The 14,344-nt window shown below is 69.9% G+C and carries 16 protein-coding genes; 12 read left to right on the top strand and 4 right to left on the bottom strand.

The genetic code is table 11. The features are described 5' to 3' along the window. Positions 1–138 precede the first annotated feature (138 nt). Both QFZ27_RS06550 and QFZ27_RS06545 read left to right on the top strand, forming a co-directional pair. Positions 139–2,130, top strand: a complete 1,992-nt coding sequence (locus tag QFZ27_RS06550; protein WP_429225288.1) for a PAS domain-containing sensor histidine kinase — start codon at positions 139–141, stop codon at positions 2,128–2,130. 136 nt (positions 2,131–2,266) lie between these two features. Continuing rightward, entirely contained in the window at positions 2,267–2,653 is a 387-nt protein-coding gene (locus tag QFZ27_RS06545; RefSeq protein WP_429225287.1) for a response regulator, read from the top strand. 130 nt (positions 2,654–2,783) lie between these two features. Here QFZ27_RS06545 and QFZ27_RS06540 read toward each other — a convergent pair whose 3' ends face one another. From QFZ27_RS06540 to QFZ27_RS06530, 3 genes are read right to left on the bottom strand one after another with little or no spacing between them, the layout of a single operon-like run. Then, complete coding sequence (locus tag QFZ27_RS06540) at positions 2,784–3,296, bottom strand: cupin domain-containing protein (RefSeq protein WP_429225286.1); 513 nt, start codon at positions 3,294–3,296, stop codon at positions 2,784–2,786. A 17-nt stretch (positions 3,297–3,313) separates the two neighbouring features. Then, positions 3,314–4,045 (bottom strand): NAD-dependent epimerase/dehydratase family protein, encoded by a 732-nt coding sequence (locus QFZ27_RS06535; protein WP_429225285.1) that lies wholly within the window; start codon positions 4,043–4,045, stop codon positions 3,314–3,316. Positions 4,046–4,060: 15 nt separating this feature from the next. Further along, a complete protein-coding gene (locus QFZ27_RS06530) occupies positions 4,061–4,507 on the bottom strand; it encodes a GNAT family N-acetyltransferase (RefSeq protein ID WP_429225284.1) in 447 nt (148 codons plus the stop codon). Between the two features lie 68 nt (positions 4,508–4,575). On the opposite strand from QFZ27_RS06530, the gene QFZ27_RS06525 reads away from it, so the two are divergent. Next, the gene (locus QFZ27_RS06525) at positions 4,576–5,055 is read left to right on the top strand and encodes a MarR family winged helix-turn-helix transcriptional regulator (protein ID WP_429225283.1); all 480 of its coding nucleotides are present in this window, start codon (positions 4,576–4,578) and stop codon (positions 5,053–5,055) included. Here the strand turns inward: QFZ27_RS06525 and QFZ27_RS06520 are convergent. Further along, positions 5,052–5,675: a hypothetical protein gene (locus QFZ27_RS06520; protein WP_429225282.1), complete on the bottom strand. Its 624-nt coding sequence runs from the start codon at positions 5,673–5,675 to the stop codon at positions 5,052–5,054. The genes QFZ27_RS06525 and QFZ27_RS06520 overlap by 4 nt on opposite strands. A 117-nt stretch (positions 5,676–5,792) precedes the next feature. On the opposite strand from QFZ27_RS06520, the gene sugE reads away from it, so the two are divergent. The 9 genes from sugE to hpnJ all read left to right on the top strand — a co-directional run bounded on the left by sugE (position 5,793) and on the right by hpnJ (position 14,189). Next, positions 5,793–6,113, top strand: coding sequence for a quaternary ammonium compound efflux SMR transporter SugE (gene sugE / locus QFZ27_RS06515; RefSeq protein WP_429225281.1), 321 nt, complete (start codon positions 5,793–5,795; stop codon positions 6,111–6,113). Positions 6,114–6,186: 73 nt separating this feature from the next. Further along, the gene (gene pseI / locus QFZ27_RS06510) at positions 6,187–7,233 is read left to right on the top strand and encodes a pseudaminic acid synthase (RefSeq protein ID WP_429225280.1); all 1,047 of its coding nucleotides are present in this window, start codon (positions 6,187–6,189) and stop codon (positions 7,231–7,233) included. Between the two features lie 7 nt (positions 7,234–7,240). Then, entirely contained in the window at positions 7,241–8,632 is a 1,392-nt protein-coding gene (locus tag QFZ27_RS06505) for an FGGY-family carbohydrate kinase (protein ID WP_429225279.1), read from the top strand. 47 nt (positions 8,633–8,679) lie between these two features. Next, positions 8,680–9,378 carry a class II aldolase/adducin family protein gene (locus QFZ27_RS06500; protein ID WP_429225278.1) on the top strand — a complete coding sequence of 233 codons (699 nt, stop codon included), beginning with the start codon at positions 8,680–8,682 and terminating at the stop codon, positions 9,376–9,378. A gap of 16 nt (positions 9,379–9,394) precedes the next feature. Further along, positions 9,395–10,138: a lysozyme inhibitor LprI family protein gene (locus QFZ27_RS06495; protein ID WP_429225277.1), complete on the top strand. Its 744-nt coding sequence runs from the start codon at positions 9,395–9,397 to the stop codon at positions 10,136–10,138. After that, positions 10,135–10,842 (top strand): hypothetical protein, encoded by a 708-nt coding sequence (locus tag QFZ27_RS06490; protein ID WP_429225276.1) that lies wholly within the window; start codon positions 10,135–10,137, stop codon positions 10,840–10,842. The genes QFZ27_RS06495 and QFZ27_RS06490 overlap by 4 nt, the downstream gene beginning before the upstream one ends. Before the next feature lie 105 nt (positions 10,843–10,947). Continuing rightward, the gene (locus tag QFZ27_RS06485) at positions 10,948–11,409 is read left to right on the top strand and encodes a PRC-barrel domain-containing protein (protein WP_429225275.1); all 462 of its coding nucleotides are present in this window, start codon (positions 10,948–10,950) and stop codon (positions 11,407–11,409) included. A 207-nt stretch (positions 11,410–11,616) separates the two neighbouring features. Further along, complete coding sequence (gene hpnI / locus QFZ27_RS06480; protein ID WP_429225274.1) at positions 11,617–12,765, top strand: bacteriohopanetetrol glucosamine biosynthesis glycosyltransferase HpnI; 1,149 nt, start codon at positions 11,617–11,619, stop codon at positions 12,763–12,765. Continuing rightward, on the top strand, positions 12,762–14,189 hold the full coding sequence (gene hpnJ / locus QFZ27_RS06475; protein ID WP_429225273.1) for a hopanoid biosynthesis associated radical SAM protein HpnJ: 1,428 nt from the start codon (positions 12,762–12,764) through the stop codon (positions 14,187–14,189). Before hpnI ends, hpnJ begins: the two co-directional genes overlap by 4 nt. Positions 14,190–14,344 lie beyond the last annotated feature (155 nt).

Genomic DNA, 14,344 nt, shown 5'->3' with positions numbered 1-14,344 from the left:
TGGATTTCCATGTGGTGCGGCCGTGGCTATGGCAAGATCAGAATGGCCTGCGACCTCGTCGGTCCGGAAAGCGGGGACACGTGCCGGACGGAGCGTTGACGGCCGCTGGCGTTCTTTGTCCGGCGGGAGCAGCGGATCATGGTTGCAGTTCCTTCCCAGCAGGGCCTGGCGATCGACATCGACGTCCATGAGAGGACCGTCGCGGCATTGCGCGACCGGGAGCGGGAGCTCTCGCACCTCGTGGACATGGTCCCGAGCCACGTCTGGCGTCTGCAGCCCGACGGTGAGCCGACCTTCTTCAACAAGCGCATGGTGGATTTTCTCGGCCTGGACGTGGCCGATACGGATAAGCCGGGAATGACCCGGCTGGCGGCGATGATCGAGGCCACGGTCCATCCGGACGACGCGGCGGCGTTCGCGGACGCGCTCGGCCGTTGCCTGCAGACCGGCGAGCCCTTTGCCATGAGGTATCGGCTGCGCCGTGCCGACGGCGTGTATCGCTGGATGTCGAGCCGTGCGGAAGCAATGCGGGACCAGGATGGACGCATCATCCAATGGTACGGCCTGTGTCACGACATTGACGATCAGATGCAGGTGGAAGAAGCGCTTCGTCAGGGCAAGCAGCAGCTTCAGGAAACGATGGACGCCGTGCCGATCCGCATCTGGAGCGCGACGTCCACAGGCGGGCCGGTCTACTTCAACAAGAGATACCGGGACCACCTCCATTCGGTCGTTCCGCACCTTATGGATGTCGAGGAGCCGCGCATCGACACGCTGCTGCAGGAGCTGGTTCACCCCGAAGACGCCCCTGAGGTGATGCGCGTGCTGCAGGACACGTCCACAACCGGCGGCGCCGGCCTGATGCGGTTTCGCTGGCGTGAAAAGGATGGCGCCTATCGCTGGGCGGAGTGCCGGGTGGAGCCCCGGCGCGATCAAAGCGGAGCGATCGTGCAATGGTACGGGGTTTCTCTCGATATCGACGATGAGGTGCGTGCACGGGAGGGGTTGCGCGACCGGGAGCGGGAGCTCTCACAATTCGTCGACATGGTCCCGATCTACCTGTGGCGGCTGACGCCGGAGGGCGAGCCGAACTTCCTCAACAAGCGCCTGATAGATTTTCTCGGCCTCGATCTCGTGGATGCGGACATGCCCGGCACGAGCCGGTTGGGAGCCTTCATCGCGGCCGCGGTCCATCCCGATGATGCCGCCGGCCTGGGTCAAGCGCTTAATCGCTGCTTCATCACCGGCGAGAGCTTCTCGATGAAGTATCGCCTGCGTCGGTCGGATGGCGTCTACCGCTGGATGGAGGGCAGCGCGGAGCCGATGCGGGATCAGGGCGGGCGCATCGTCCAATGGTACGGCCTGTGCCACGACATCGACGACCGGCTGCATGCCGAAGATGCGTTGCGTCGCGCCTCCGACAAGCTGGCGCGGGCGACCCAGGCGGCAAGCCTGGCCGAGCTGTCGGCCTCGATCGCGCATGAGGTGAACCAACCGCTGGCGGCGATCGTCGCCAATTCCCACGCCTGCCACCGCTGGCTGTCCGCCGAGCCTCCAAATCTCGAACGCGCGAAGATCACCGCCGAACGCATCACCCGTGACGCCAACGCGGCCGCGGATGTCATCAGCCACGTCCGTGCCTTGTTCCGCCGCACACCGCACGCCAGGTCGCCGGAAGACGTCAACCGGCTGATCGGTGAGGTCTGCCGGCTGATGGCCGACGAGATCGCGGCGAAGGGCATCCGTGTCAAGACGGCTCTCGAGCCGGAGCTGCCGCCGGTCGCGCTCGATCGGGTCCAGGTGCAGCAGGTGCTGGTCAATCTGATCCGCAACGGGGTCGAGGCGATGGACGCCGTGGTTGACGGCGCGCGCTTGCTTCAGATCCACTCCTGCTGCGAGGGCGCCAACGCGATCCGCATCGAGGTTCGCGACGCCGGGACGGGGTTCAAGGATCCCGAGCGCGTCTTCGAGCCGTTCTTCACGACCAAGCAGGATGGCATGGGCATGGGGCTGCCCATCTGCCGTTCGATCATCGAAGCGCATGGCGGCCGTCTCTGGACCGCCAGCAACGAGACATGCGGGGCGACCGTCGCCTTCACGCTGCCGCTGGCGGCAGGCGAGCCGGGATGAGCCCGAGCCAGCTCGGGGAGCTGCTGGATATCCCTGGAATGGCGAACCGCGCCCGTTGCCGCCGCCGATCTCATGGGGATCGCCGAGAGGCTGGACATGCTGGTTACGCATTCGCGCCGAGCGGAAGGAGCCGAGCGTGAGCGAGCCTAGATCCGTCGTGGCAATCGTCGATGACGATCCGAGGCTGCTGGAGTCGCTGGAGGAGCTTCTGGAGTCCGCGGGCTACGCTTCCCGCAGCTTCTCGTCGGCCGGTTCGCTGCTGATCAGCGGGCTGTCGGGCCTGGACCTGCTGATCACCGACGTCGGGATGCCCGGCATGGACGGCTTCGAGCTTCGAGATCTGGTCAGGAAGGTGCGTCCGGAACTGCCAGTGTTTCTGACCACCGGCCGCCACGAAATCGCGGATCAGGACCGAGCCCGGGGCATCGGCGGGTTCTTCCGCAAACCCTTCGACGCCAAGGTGCTGCTCAAGGCCGTCGGCGACGCCTTACGCAAACGAGACAGGGAGGGTCATGCAGACTGACCAGCCGCTCCTGCGGAGATCGGCACCGGCATCGCCGCAGCGGAGGAAGCGGAGCAACCGCTCGTCATCATCGTCGATGAGCAGCCGTCCGTCCGGGAGGCGTTGTCGAAGCTGACGGCCATCCGGCGGCTTATTTCTCCGGGATGACCAGCGGACCGCAATTATCGTCGGCGACGAAGACGGCGAGGATCTGCGCCGGCTCGGTGGCGCTGGCGTTCTCGGCGAAGAGATGCAGCACCCCCGGCGGCTCGAACCAGGTGGTGCCCGGACCGAAGATCTGCGGCGGGCCGCCGGCGAGCTGCGATCGCACCGCGCCCCGGATCACGAAGGCGGTGACCGAGCCGGGATGGCGGTGCGCCGGGGTGTAGGCACCGGGGGGGAAGTCGACCGTGACGGTGGTGATCGACTTGCCGGGCACGTTCGGCAGCGCCTCGCAGGACAACGGCTTCACCACCGTCGCCGGCCGGGTGCCGGGTGTTGCACCGGCTTCGGCCTGGGCATGGACATGGGCCGGCATCGCCGGAGCGGCGGGACCAACGGCCGGCCGGCTCCCCCACACCGTCGCGGCCACGATCACGGCCGCGCCGCCGGCCACCAGCAGCATCAGCCGCATCGGCTGCGGGCCGGGATGCAAAGCGGACATGGTTTCCTCCGACGGGATCAGCCAGGGGCGCGGAACCCGGCGTCCCAGCCGAGCTCGCGCACCGCCTTCTCGACCAGGGCCGGGCCACCCGGCTCGGCGATGTTGAAGATGCCGCGCCGGCCGCGGTCAACCGCCAGCAGCGCCGCCTGCGCTGCGGCGTCGACATGCACCGAGCCCAGCGCCGGCGGCGCATCGACGCCGGTGCCCGGGCCGTAGAATTGGCCGTAGCGCAGCACGACGCCCTCAAACGGCGGCGTGTGCAGCACCTGCGTCTCCAGCGCCGCCACGCCGTCGATGCTGACCCGCCGCGGGTTGTCGGGCGACCGGTCGAGCGGATGATCCTCGCCATAGGGCGGCGTGCCCGGCCGGTAGACCCAGGCGATGCTCTGGGCGATCAGTCGGCGGGCGCCGGCCTCCCGCGCCGCGGCGACCAGGTTGCGCGTGCCCTCGCTGCGGATCCGGGCGTTGCGCGGCGCGGCCTCGGCCATGCGCGCGGGGTCGAGGCCGGGTGGCAGGTCGGTCAGCTGGTGGATCACCACCTCCGGCCGCGCTGCCGTGACGGCGCGGTACAGCGCCAGGGTGTCGAACACGTCGACCACCACCGGCTCGGCGCCGAGCCGCCGCAGCGCCTCGGCCTTGGCCGGGTCGCGGGTGGTGCCGAAAACCTGGTGCCCGGCATCGCGCAGCAGCGGCACCAGGCGGCGGCCGACGGCACCGCCGGCGCCGGCGAGAAAGATCCTGGACGGCATCGTATCCTCCTGGTCTCAGGCCAGCTTCAGACCGAAGCGCAGCGCGCCGGCGAGCAGGCCACAGCGGTAGTAGAAGCGGTGGCCCAGCACATTGGTCAGCGGCGTGTCCAGCACCAGCCGGGCGCAGCCGAAGGCCTTTCCCTCCTCCGCCAGCCAGTCCATCAGCCGGGCGCCATGGCCACCGCTGCGTTCGGCCTCGTCGGTGACCAGGTCGTCGACATAGAGATGCGGACCGTAGACCAGGTTCTCCTGCACCCGAAAGCCGGCCAGCGCGATGGGTTTGGTGCCGCGCCACAGCGCCACCAGCCGGTATCCGGCCGCGGCCTGGAAGCGCCAGCGCGCCACGAGCTCGGCCTCCGACTCCAGATGCGGCCGCAACTGCCGCATCAGCGGCCAGCAAGCGGCGACGGCGGCCTCGTCCTCGACGGGGCGAAGATCCACGAATTCGGCGGCGACCGTCATGGCGATGGCTCTTTCGGGAGACTCGGGATAATATCAGAGCACGAATAACTTATAAGAGCTCTGACACTATGGTCAAGCGCGGCGAGGGCCCGGCGATCCCGCGCCCGGGCGAGGGCAAGCGGGGCGAGGCCGGGTATTTCGGCTATCTGCTGCGCCAGGCCAGCGGCACCTATCGGCTGCGGATGGAGCGCGCGCTGGCCGATCTGGAGGTGACGCCGCCGCAATTCACCATCATGACCATGGTCGCGGCCTATCCCGGCCTGTCCGGCGCCGACCTGGCGCGGCTGACCCTGCTGACGCCGCAGACGGTCAGCGTCATCGTCGCCAATCTGGAGCGCGCCGGGTCGGTGGCACGACGGCCGCACCCGGTGCATGGCCGGATTCAGACCCTGGAGATCACCGATGGCGGCCAAGCGCTGCTGGCCCGCTGCCGCGAGCGGGTGCAGGTGCTGGAACGGGCCTTGGCCGCCGGGCTGTCGCCGGAGGAGGAGGCCGTGATCCGCCGCTGGCTCACGGCGGTGGCGGCCGAGGCCGGGGAGCCGGACTAAGCGGCCGACGGATGCAGCTCGGGCCGGTAGCCGGCGGCGAGGACGGCGACGCTTGGCAGCGGGGTCAGTAGGCCGACTTGGCCGGAGGGCCGGGCGCGGCCCTCACCGTAGCCCGAGAGCGCCCAGCGGCGCAGCCCGTCGCCCAGCACCAGCCAGGCGCCGCCGGGATCGTCGGGCAGCGTCACCATCGCCCCGTGCGGCAGGTCCGCCGCCGGGTGCGGCACCACGCGCTGGCGGCGGGTGGCGGGGTCGATCCGGGCGGGATGCAGCACCCGGTCCATGGCGTCGGCCAGCGGCGGCACGGCCAGCCCCTCGGCCCGGGCCCAGGCGGCGCGCCAGGCATTGTAGGCCTCGCGCCGGCATTCGGCGCAGGGCCGGTGCCCGGCGGCGATCGCCACCGCCTCGTCCAGGAAGAACAGATGGGTCCAGCGGTTCGGCTGCATTACCGGCCGCCACCACCCCTTGAACGCCAGCCGGCAGCACATCCAGCGGGTGGTCGACCAGGGCCGGCGGATGCGGCCCTCGGCATCGTGGATCACGCCGCGATTGCCCAGCATGGTGCCGCGGGCGGGGTCGGCGACGATCTCGCCGAAGGGCGTGACGCGGTTGCGATGGGCCATGAGGGCATCATGGCATGGCCGCCATGCCTCGCCAGCGGATTGCGACTATACCGGCTGGTCGGTATGGCCTCGAACCATGAGCACGCCCGACATCCTGACTTTCAAGGAGGTGCCGCCATGGCTTGGGTGATCCTGATCATCGCCGGGGTGTTCGAGATCGGCTGGGCGATCGGCCTGAAATACACCGAGGGCTTCTCGCGCCTGTGGCCCAGCCTGGCGACCGCGGCGGCGATGATCGTCAGCCTGGTGCTGCTGGGCCTGGCGCTGAAGACGCTGCCGATCGGCACCGCCTATGCGGTGTGGACCGGCGTCGGCGCGGTCGGCACCGCCATCCTCGGCATCTACCTGTTCGGCGAATCGGCCGATCTCGCCCGGCTGGCCTGCATCGGCCTGATCGTCGCCGGGATCATCGGGCTGAAGCTGGTGACGCCGCACTGACGAGGGACTGGACCTTCGGACCAGCCTGGGCTCAACTGGCGCCGTTTCAGCAAGCCATACCGGGGTCGCCCGCATGCAGGAGATTTCCATCGCCGGCCGCCGGATCGGGCCCGATCACCCGCCCTATGTGATCTGCGAGCTGTCGGGCAACCACAATGGCGAGCTGGCCCGGGCGTTGCGGATGATGGAGGCGGCGAAGGCCACCGGCGCCGATGCGGTGAAGCTGCAGACCTACACCGCCGACACCATCACCCTGGACCATGACGGCGACCAGTTCCGGATCAAGGGCGGGCTGTGGGACGGCCAGCGCCTGTACGATCTGTACCAGGAAGCCTCGACCCCCTGGGACTGGCACGAGGCGCTGTTCGCCAAGGGGCGCGAGCTGGGCATCACCGTGTTCTCCAGTCCGTTCGACAAGACCGCGGTCGACCTGCTGGAGGGGCTGGGCGCCCCGGCCTACAAGGTCGCGTCCTTCGAGGTGGTGGACCTGCCGCTGGTCGAATACATCGCCAGCAAGCGGAAGCCGATGATCATCTCCACCGGCCTCGCCAATCTCGGCGAGATCCAGGAGGTGATCAACACCGCGCGCAAGGGCGGCGCCGACGGGCTGGTGGTGCTGCACTGCATCAGCGCCTATCCGGCGCCGATGGAGGACGCCAACCTGCGCACCATCCCGAACCTGGCCGAGACCTTCGGCGTGATCAGCGGGCTGTCCGACCACACCATGGGCACCGCCGCCTCGGTCACCGCGGTGGCGCTGGGCGGGTCGGTGATCGAGAAGCACTTCACCCTGGCCCGCGCCGATGGCGGCCCGGATTCAGCCTTCTCGCTGGAGCCGGCGGAGTTCACCCGGCTGGTCGAGGACTGCAAGGCGGCCTGGGCCGCGCTGGGCGCCATCCGCTACGACCTGAAAGGCTCCGAGGCCGGCAACATCGTCTATCGCCGCTCGCTCTACGTCACCCAGGACGTCAAGGCCGGCGAGACGCTGACCGAGGCCAATGTCCGGTCGATCCGCCCGGGCTACGGCCTGGCGCCGAAGCACCTGCCGGAGATGCTGGGCCGCCGCGCCGCGCGGGACTTGGCGCGCGGCGAGCCCTTCGCCTGGTCGATGGTGGAATAGGACGCGCATGTCCGTCGTCGCGGTGCTCGATGTCGGCAAGACCAATCTGAAGCTGCTCGCGGCCACGCCGGAGGGGGCAGTGCTGGAGGCAGTGCGCACCCGCAACCTGTCGCGGCCGGGCCTGCCCTACCTGCATGTCGACCTGGCGGCGATCGAGGCCTGGTTGCTGGGCGCGCTGGGCGAGCTGGCCCGCCGCCACCGTCTGGCCGCCTTCGTCGCCACCGGCTACGGCACCAGCGGCGTGCTGGTCGACGAGTCCGGCCCGGTGCTGCCGATGATGGATTACGAGGCCGCGGCGCCCGGCTGGCTGGACGCGGCCTATGCCGCCGAGGGGCCTGATTTCGCCGAGACCGGCTGCCTGGTCGACCCCGGCGCGCATCGCCTGGCCAAGCAGATGCTGTGGCTGGAGCGCGACTTCCCGGACGGCTTCGCCCGCGCCCGCTGGCTGCTGACCCTACCGCAGTATTTCGCCTGGCGGCTGGGCGGCGTGCCGGCCAGCGAGATCACCACCCTGGCGGCCCAGACCCATCTGTGGAACCCGGCGGCGGCCGGCTTCACCGCCATCGTCCGGCGCCGCGGCTGGGACCGGCTGATCCCGCCGCGCCGCAACGCCTGGGACGTGCTGGGCACGATCCGGCCCGACTTCGCCGCCGCGCACGGGCTGCCGCCGGATCTCGCTTTGCTGTGCGGCGTGCATGACAGCAACGCCAACTACCACCGCTTCCTGGCCGCAGGCCTCGGCGACGTACCGCTGCTGTCGACCGGCACCTGGATCATCGGCTTCCGGCCGGGGCTGCCGCTGGACCGGCTGGACCAGCGCCGCGGCATGGTCGCCAATGTCGATGTCGACGGCCGGCCGATCGGCTGCACCCTGCATATGGGCGGCCGGGAGTGGGAGCGGATCGCCGGCCCGGACCCAGCCGAGGCGACCGCCGCCGACCTCGCCGCCCTGGTCGCCGCCGGCACCATGGCGCTGCCGGGCTTCGCCGAGGGCGACGGGCTGTTCCCCGGCCGGGCCGGGCGCGGCGAGATCACCGGCCCGGCGCCGGCGGGACCGGCCGGCCGCGCCGCGCTGGCGACGCTGTACACCGCGCTGAGCTGCGCCACGGCGCTGGACCTGCTGGAGGCGCGCGGCCGTGTGATCGTCGATGGTGGGGTCGCCGCCAACCCGATCTTCGCGCCGCTGCTGGCGGCGCTGCGGCCGGGCGACCGGGTCGAAACCTCGGCCGAATCGGACGGCAGTGCCATCGGCGCGGCGCTGCTGTGGGCCCGCAACCAGGGCCGATCCGTGCCTGCCGTGCCGCTGCAGCCGGCCGCCGCGCTCACCCTGCCCGGCCTCGCCGCCTATGCTGGGCGCTGGCGGACGCTGGCTGGCGCGCCCGGCGTCCCGGCGCTATAGATCGGACGTATCGCCGCCCACCAACCAACCCAGCCGAGGAAACCCCTATGTCCGCGCTCACCCATCTCGCCCTGCGGCAAGGCATCATCGACACCTGCCGCGAGATGAACGCCAGCGGGCTGAACCAGGGCACCTCCGGCAACGTGTCGCACCGGATCGAGGGCGGCATGCTGGTCACCCCGACCAGCCTGCCCTACGCCCAGATGCAGCCCGAGGACATCGTCGAGATGGCCTTCGACGCCAGCTATGAGGGCCGCCGCATGCCGTCCTCGGAATGGCGCTTCCACCGCGACATCCTCAAGAATCGCACTGATATCAACGTCGTGCTGCACACCCATTCGGTGTTCTCGACCACGCTGGCGGTGCATGAGAAGGGCATCCCCTGCTTCCACTACATGGTCGCGGTGGCCGGCGGCATCGACATCCGCTGCTCGCCCTATGCCTGCTTCGGCACGCAGGAGCTGTCGGACCATGCGCTGACGGCGCTGGAGGGCCGCACCGCCTGCCTCTTGGGTCATCACGGGCTGATCGTGCTGGCGGACAGCTTCGCCCAGGCGCTTTGGCGGGCCACCGAGGTCGAGGTGCTGGCGAAGATGTATGTCCACGCCCTGGCGATCGGCGAGCCGCCGCGGCTGACCGAGACCCAGATGGCGCAGGTGATCGAGCAGATGCGCCGCATGAGCTACGGCCAGGCGCCGGATCTCGATAATGTCGGCGATACGCCGCGGCCGCGCAGCGTCGCCTGAGGCTTGACGGGACGTGATGAGGGTGACCGCCGTCGCGCTGGCCCTGGTCTGTCCGGCGCTGGCCGCGGCGGCCGAGGCACCGTCGCTCGACGCCCAGGTGATCGCGGCGCGGAGCGGGGCGAAGAACGACGTCGCCCTGGTGCTGATGGTCACCGGCGACGGGCTGGACCCGAGCGCCCTGCCGATCGATGCGGAAGGCTGCGACGGCAGTGGCTATGCCCGCACCGACGACCCGCAGGCGATCGGCTGCTACCGGATCGCGCTGACCGAGAACGGCAAGCCCGTCGGCGGCCTGTCCTACGACCTGATGCTCAACCGCGGCACCACCGCCACCCTGGCGCTGCGCTACCGCACGCCGGTCGAGAGTCCCGTCGCCCGGACGCTGCGGATCGACATCTCCTTCAAGCTGGGGGACGAGGTGGTGCGCAACCGCCCGGCGGAGGTCGCCATGGAGGGCATCCCCGGCGACGCCTTCGCCGACGCGGACAACCCCTGGGCGCCGCTCTACGCCTTCCAGGACCGGCGGCTGAACGCGATCTATGACGGCGTGATCTCGAGCCCGAAGGTCGCGGACGACGCCGAGCTGAGGCAGCTGATCGTCCAGGCCGAGCGGGACTGGATCGCGCTCAAGCAGGCGGATTGCGCGGCGCCCCTGTCCACGACCTCGGAGGAGGCGGACCAGTGCCGGACGCTGCACACGGTGGTCCGGCTCGACCAGCTGGCGGCGCTGCAGCACAGCCTGGCCGAGGCCAGACCATGAGGCGGGCTGCGTCCCTGCTGGCCGTGCTCCTCCTCCCGGCCCTGCCGGCGCAAGCGGAGCAGGTGCTGACGCTGGAGGCGCTGTCGGCGAAGCTGGCGCCGGACCGGACCGATGTGCTGCTGCGCCTGGTCGACGACAGCGGCGTCGGCGTGCTGCGCCCGGAGGGGCAGTGCGACAGCGGCCAGCCCGGGATCGGCGAGGCTGCGTCCGGCTGCTATGCCGTGACCATCGCCGAGAACGGCGCGCCGGTCGCCCGCTATGCCTACCGCATCCTGGAGACCCGCGGCACCGACAGCTTCCTGCTGCTGACCTGGCCGTCGGCCGCCGCGGGCGAGCGGCGGGTCAGCCTGCGGGTCGACTATAATGGCTTCTATAACCACGACCCCGAGTCGGTGCTGCCGCTGTCCGACACCGACAACGGCGCGCTGGACCCGGACGACCCGTTCGAGACCCTGCACCGGATCTACGCCGGCAAGCTGAAGGCCTTCGCCGCCGAGCTGGCCGACAACCCGCCGGTCGACGATGCCTTCGCCGCCCGGTGGCGCAAGGCCTTCCTGCCGGCGCAGCAGCAATGGTCCCGCTTCGCCGAGAGCGACTGCGTGGTCGCCGCGCGGCTGGCGGGCGAGGCCGCGGGCAGCCGCTGCCTGGCCGACCGGGCGATGGACCGGATCGACTGGTTGGAGGGCAGATCCGCGCCGGAGTGACGGCGCAGCGAACGCCCTGGTTCCTGCCGCATTTGAGGAATAACTTCCCGCCTCGGACCCTTATCTCGGTCTGCACCTCCGCGACCGCGAGACTGGAGAAAAGTCATGCGTTCATTCCGCCTGCCCGTGACCGTCGCCGCCGCCCTCCTGCTGGCCGGCCCGGCTTCCGCCCAGGACATGCAGGAGCTGCTGGGCCAGGCCGGCAAGGCGCTGGACCAGGCCGGCCGCCGCGTGCAGCAGGGCTATGAGGACACCGCCAAGGCGATCGACGAGGCCATCGCCAACCCGCAGGACCCGACCCACGGCTCGCTGGCGACCCGGCTGATCCGGTCCGACGTGCTCGATTCGGCCCAGCGCCCGATCGGCGAGGTCGCCGATTTCGTGATCGCGCCGAACGGCCAGGTGCTGCTGGCGATCATCCGCATCGGCGGCACGCTGGGCGTCGGCGGCCGGCTGGTCGCGGCCGATTACGGCCAGCTGGAGCCGGTGCTGCTGAAGGGCCGCCCGGCCTTCGTCTTCAAGGGCGACCTCGGGGCGCTGCCGGATTACAAGGTCGCCACCAACTAAGCCGGGTCGGCCGAGAGACCCCCTCCCCCTAACCGCCTCCCGCGAGGGGAGGGGGGACTCAAGAGGGCTGTCCGAAGCCCGCCTTACGACTGTGGCAATTTTGGGTTTCCCTAAATCGGCCCGGCCGCCTAGCTTGCGCATCGTCCTTCCCGGACGATGGCGGCCTGTCCCGAGTCCGGATGGGCGGCAAGCGCGGGCACGGAACGTATGGTGCATGTCCTGGCGATCGCGGTCCTGGTCCTGGCGGTGTTCGGGTGTCTCTACCTGGGCGCGGCCATCCTGCTGACCGGCCGCCACGCCAAGCGGCGCCCGCCCGCCCCCGGCGCCTTCCCGTCGATCACCGTGATCAAGCCGCTGCACGGCGTCGAGCCCGGGCTGTTCGAGAACCTGGCCTCGTTCTGCGCCCAGGACTATCCCGGACCGGTGCAGATCCTGCTCGGCGTCGCCGATCCGCGCGACCCGGCGATCGTGGTGGTGGAGCAGCTGCGCCGCGCCTTCCCGCAGGCGGTGCTGGAGCTGGTCGTCGATCCGCGCCGGCACGGCTCGAATCGGAAAGTCTCCAACCTGATCAACATGGCGGAGCGGATCCGCCACGAGGTCGTGGTGTTCTCCGACAGCGACGTGCGGGTGCCGGCCGACCATCTGCGGCAGATGGTGGCGGAGCTGCGGGCCCCCGGAGTCGGCTGCGTTACCTGCCTGTATCACGGGGTGCCGACCGGCGGCGTATGGTCGCGGCTGATCGGCCTGGGCATGGACACGCATTTCACCCCGAGCGTGATCGTCGGGCTGGGCCTGCGCCTGGCGCGGCCCTGCATCGGCACCACCATCGTCATGGGCCGCGACATGCTGGCCGAGATCGGCGGCCTCAAGGCCTTCGCCGACCTGCTGGCCGAGGACCATGCGATCGGCGCCGCGGTGTGGGCCGCCGGCCGCAAGGTCGCGGTCTCCACCCAGCTGATCGGCCATCTGTGCAGCGAGGCCTCGGCCACCAGCCTGTGGGCGCATGAGCTGCGCTGGGCCCGCACCATCAAGAGCATCGACCCGCTCGGCTATGCCGGATCGCTGGTCACCCACCCCCTGCCCCTGGCCCTGATCGCCTGGGCGCTGGGCGGCGGCTGGCCGGCCCTGGCGGTGGCCGGGCTGGCGCTGCTCGGGCGGATCGCCTTGTGCATCCGCTTCGAACGCGCCTACTCTCTGCCGCCGCGCCCCACTTGGTTGATTCCGGCGCGCGACCTGCTGGCCTTTGCGGTTTTCGTCGTGAGCTATCTCGGCTCCGGCGTGAACTGGCGGGGCCATCTGTATCAACTCGTACCAGACGGCACCTTGGTGACGGATCGAAGGCCACCCTCCCCATGACGATGAAGACGTTGTTCCTGCAGGCGCCCTCCTTCGACGGTTTCGACGGCGGCGCCGGGTCACGCTACCAGGCCAAGCGCGAGATCAAGTCCTTCTGGTACCCGACCTGGCTGGCCCAGCCGGCGGCGCTGGTCGAGGGCTCGAAGCTGATCGACGGCCCGCCGTCGCGCACCAGCCCGGCCGCGGTCGCCGCGCAGGCCAAGGATTACGACCTCGCCGTCCTGCACACCTCGACCCCGTCCTTCGCCTCCGACGTGAAGATGATCGAGGCGCTGAAGGCGGTGAACCCGAACCTGAAGGCCGGCCTGGTCGGCGCCAAGGTGGCGGTCGACCCGAACGGCAGCATGGCCGGGTCGCCGCTGATCGACTTCGTCGCCCGCAACGAGTTCGACTTCACCATCAAGGAGGTCGCCGATGGCCGCGACCTGTCGAAGATCGACGGGCTGACGTACCGCAACGCCGAGGGCGTGGTGGTGCACAACCCGGAGCGCGCGATCCTCGAGAACATGGATTCGCTGCCCTTCGTCAGCCCGGTCTACCACCGCGACCTGGTGATCGAAGACTATTTCATCGGCTATCTGAAGCACCCGTATCTGTCGATCTACACCGGCCGCGGCTGCAAGTCGCGCTGCACCTTCTGCCTGTGGCCGCAGACCGTGGGCGGGCACCGCTACCGCACCCGCAGCGTCGGCCATGTGATCGACGAGATCCGCTGGGCGAAGCAGACGATGCCGCAGATCCGCGAGTTCTTCTTCGACGACGACACCTTCACCGACGACCTGCCGCGGGCCGAGGCGATCGCCCGCGAGCTCGGCAAGCTCGGCATCACCTGGTCGTGCAACGCCAAGGCCAACGTGCCGCGCGAGACCCTGAAGGTGATGCGCGACAACGGCCTGCGCCTCCTCCTGGTCGGCTATGAATCCGGCAACCAGCAGATCCTGTTCAACATCAAGAAGGGCATGCGGATCGAGGTCGCCAAGCAGTTCACCAAGGACTGCCACGAGCTCGGGATCCAGATCCACGGCACCTTCATCCTGGGCCTGCCGGGCGAGACCAAGGAGACGATCCAGGAGACCATCCGCTTCGCCACCGAGATCAACCCGCACACCATCCAGGTGTCGCTGGCCGCCCCCTATCCGGGCACCTTCCTGTACAATCAGGCGGTGGAGAATGGCTGGCTGGACGCGGACCATGCCGAGCTGGTGGATGAGAAGGGCGTGCAGATCGCGCCGCTGCACTACCCGCATCTGAGCCATGGCGAGATTTTCCACTCGGTGGAGGATTTCTACCGGCGCTTCTACTTCCGCGCCCCGAAGATCGCCTCGATCGTCGGCGAGATGGTGCGCAGCCCGGAGATGATGAAGCGCCGCCTGCGCGAGGGTGTGGAGTTCTTCCGGTTCCTCAAGGAGCGCAAGGCGGCCTGAGGCGGAGGAGCGCACGTCCCGCGGGGCGAGACCTCTTCGGAATACCGCCATTCGAGCCGATCCATCCCTCCTGCTCTCCCCCTCCCCTCGCGGGAGGGGGCAGGGGGAGGGGGTTTTCACCATCAAGGCCGGCCGTCTGACGCTTCGGTCACGAT

This window comes from Inquilinus ginsengisoli, from assembly GCF_050434925.1.
GTDB classification, from domain to species: Bacteria; Pseudomonadota; Alphaproteobacteria; order DSM-16000; family Inquilinaceae; genus Inquilinus; species Inquilinus ginsengisoli_B.
Note: the sequence above shows the minus strand (reverse complement) of the source record. Positions and strands in the feature narration are given on the sequence as shown.

What these genes read in the sequence shown, in the direction of transcription:
- sugE (WP_429225281.1), top strand. Translation starts at nt 5,793, where the DNA reads ATGGCTTGGGTGATCCTGATCATCGCCGGGGTGTTCGAGATCGGCTGG.
- QFZ27_RS06485 (WP_429225275.1), top strand. Translation starts at nt 10,948, where the DNA reads ATGCGTTCATTCCGCCTGCCCGTGACCGTCGCCGCCGCCCTCCTGCTG.
- hpnJ (WP_429225273.1), top strand. Translation starts at nt 12,762, where the DNA reads ATGACGATGAAGACGTTGTTCCTGCAGGCGCCCTCCTTCGACGGTTTC.
- pseI (WP_429225280.1), top strand. Translation starts at nt 6,187, where the DNA reads ATGCAGGAGATTTCCATCGCCGGCCGCCGGATCGGGCCCGATCACCCG.
- QFZ27_RS06500 (WP_429225278.1), top strand. Translation starts at nt 8,680, where the DNA reads ATGTCCGCGCTCACCCATCTCGCCCTGCGGCAAGGCATCATCGACACC.
- QFZ27_RS06525 (WP_429225283.1), top strand. Translation starts at nt 4,576, where the DNA reads ATGGTCAAGCGCGGCGAGGGCCCGGCGATCCCGCGCCCGGGCGAGGGC.
- QFZ27_RS06530 (WP_429225284.1), bottom strand. Translation starts at nt 4,507, where the DNA reads ATGACGGTCGCCGCCGAATTCGTGGATCTTCGCCCCGTCGAGGACGAG.
- QFZ27_RS06495 (WP_429225277.1), top strand. Translation starts at nt 9,395, where the DNA reads ATGAGGGTGACCGCCGTCGCGCTGGCCCTGGTCTGTCCGGCGCTGGCC.
- hpnI (WP_429225274.1), top strand. Translation starts at nt 11,617, where the DNA reads ATGGTGCATGTCCTGGCGATCGCGGTCCTGGTCCTGGCGGTGTTCGGG.
- QFZ27_RS06550 (WP_429225288.1), top strand. Translation starts at nt 139, where the DNA reads ATGGTTGCAGTTCCTTCCCAGCAGGGCCTGGCGATCGACATCGACGTC.
- QFZ27_RS06490 (WP_429225276.1), top strand. Translation starts at nt 10,135, where the DNA reads ATGAGGCGGGCTGCGTCCCTGCTGGCCGTGCTCCTCCTCCCGGCCCTG.
- QFZ27_RS06540 (WP_429225286.1), bottom strand. Translation starts at nt 3,296, where the DNA reads ATGTCCGCTTTGCATCCCGGCCCGCAGCCGATGCGGCTGATGCTGCTG.
- QFZ27_RS06520 (WP_429225282.1), bottom strand. Translation starts at nt 5,675, where the DNA reads ATGGCCCATCGCAACCGCGTCACGCCCTTCGGCGAGATCGTCGCCGAC.
- QFZ27_RS06535 (WP_429225285.1), bottom strand. Translation starts at nt 4,045, where the DNA reads ATGCCGTCCAGGATCTTTCTCGCCGGCGCCGGCGGTGCCGTCGGCCGC.
- QFZ27_RS06505 (WP_429225279.1), top strand. Translation starts at nt 7,241, where the DNA reads ATGTCCGTCGTCGCGGTGCTCGATGTCGGCAAGACCAATCTGAAGCTG.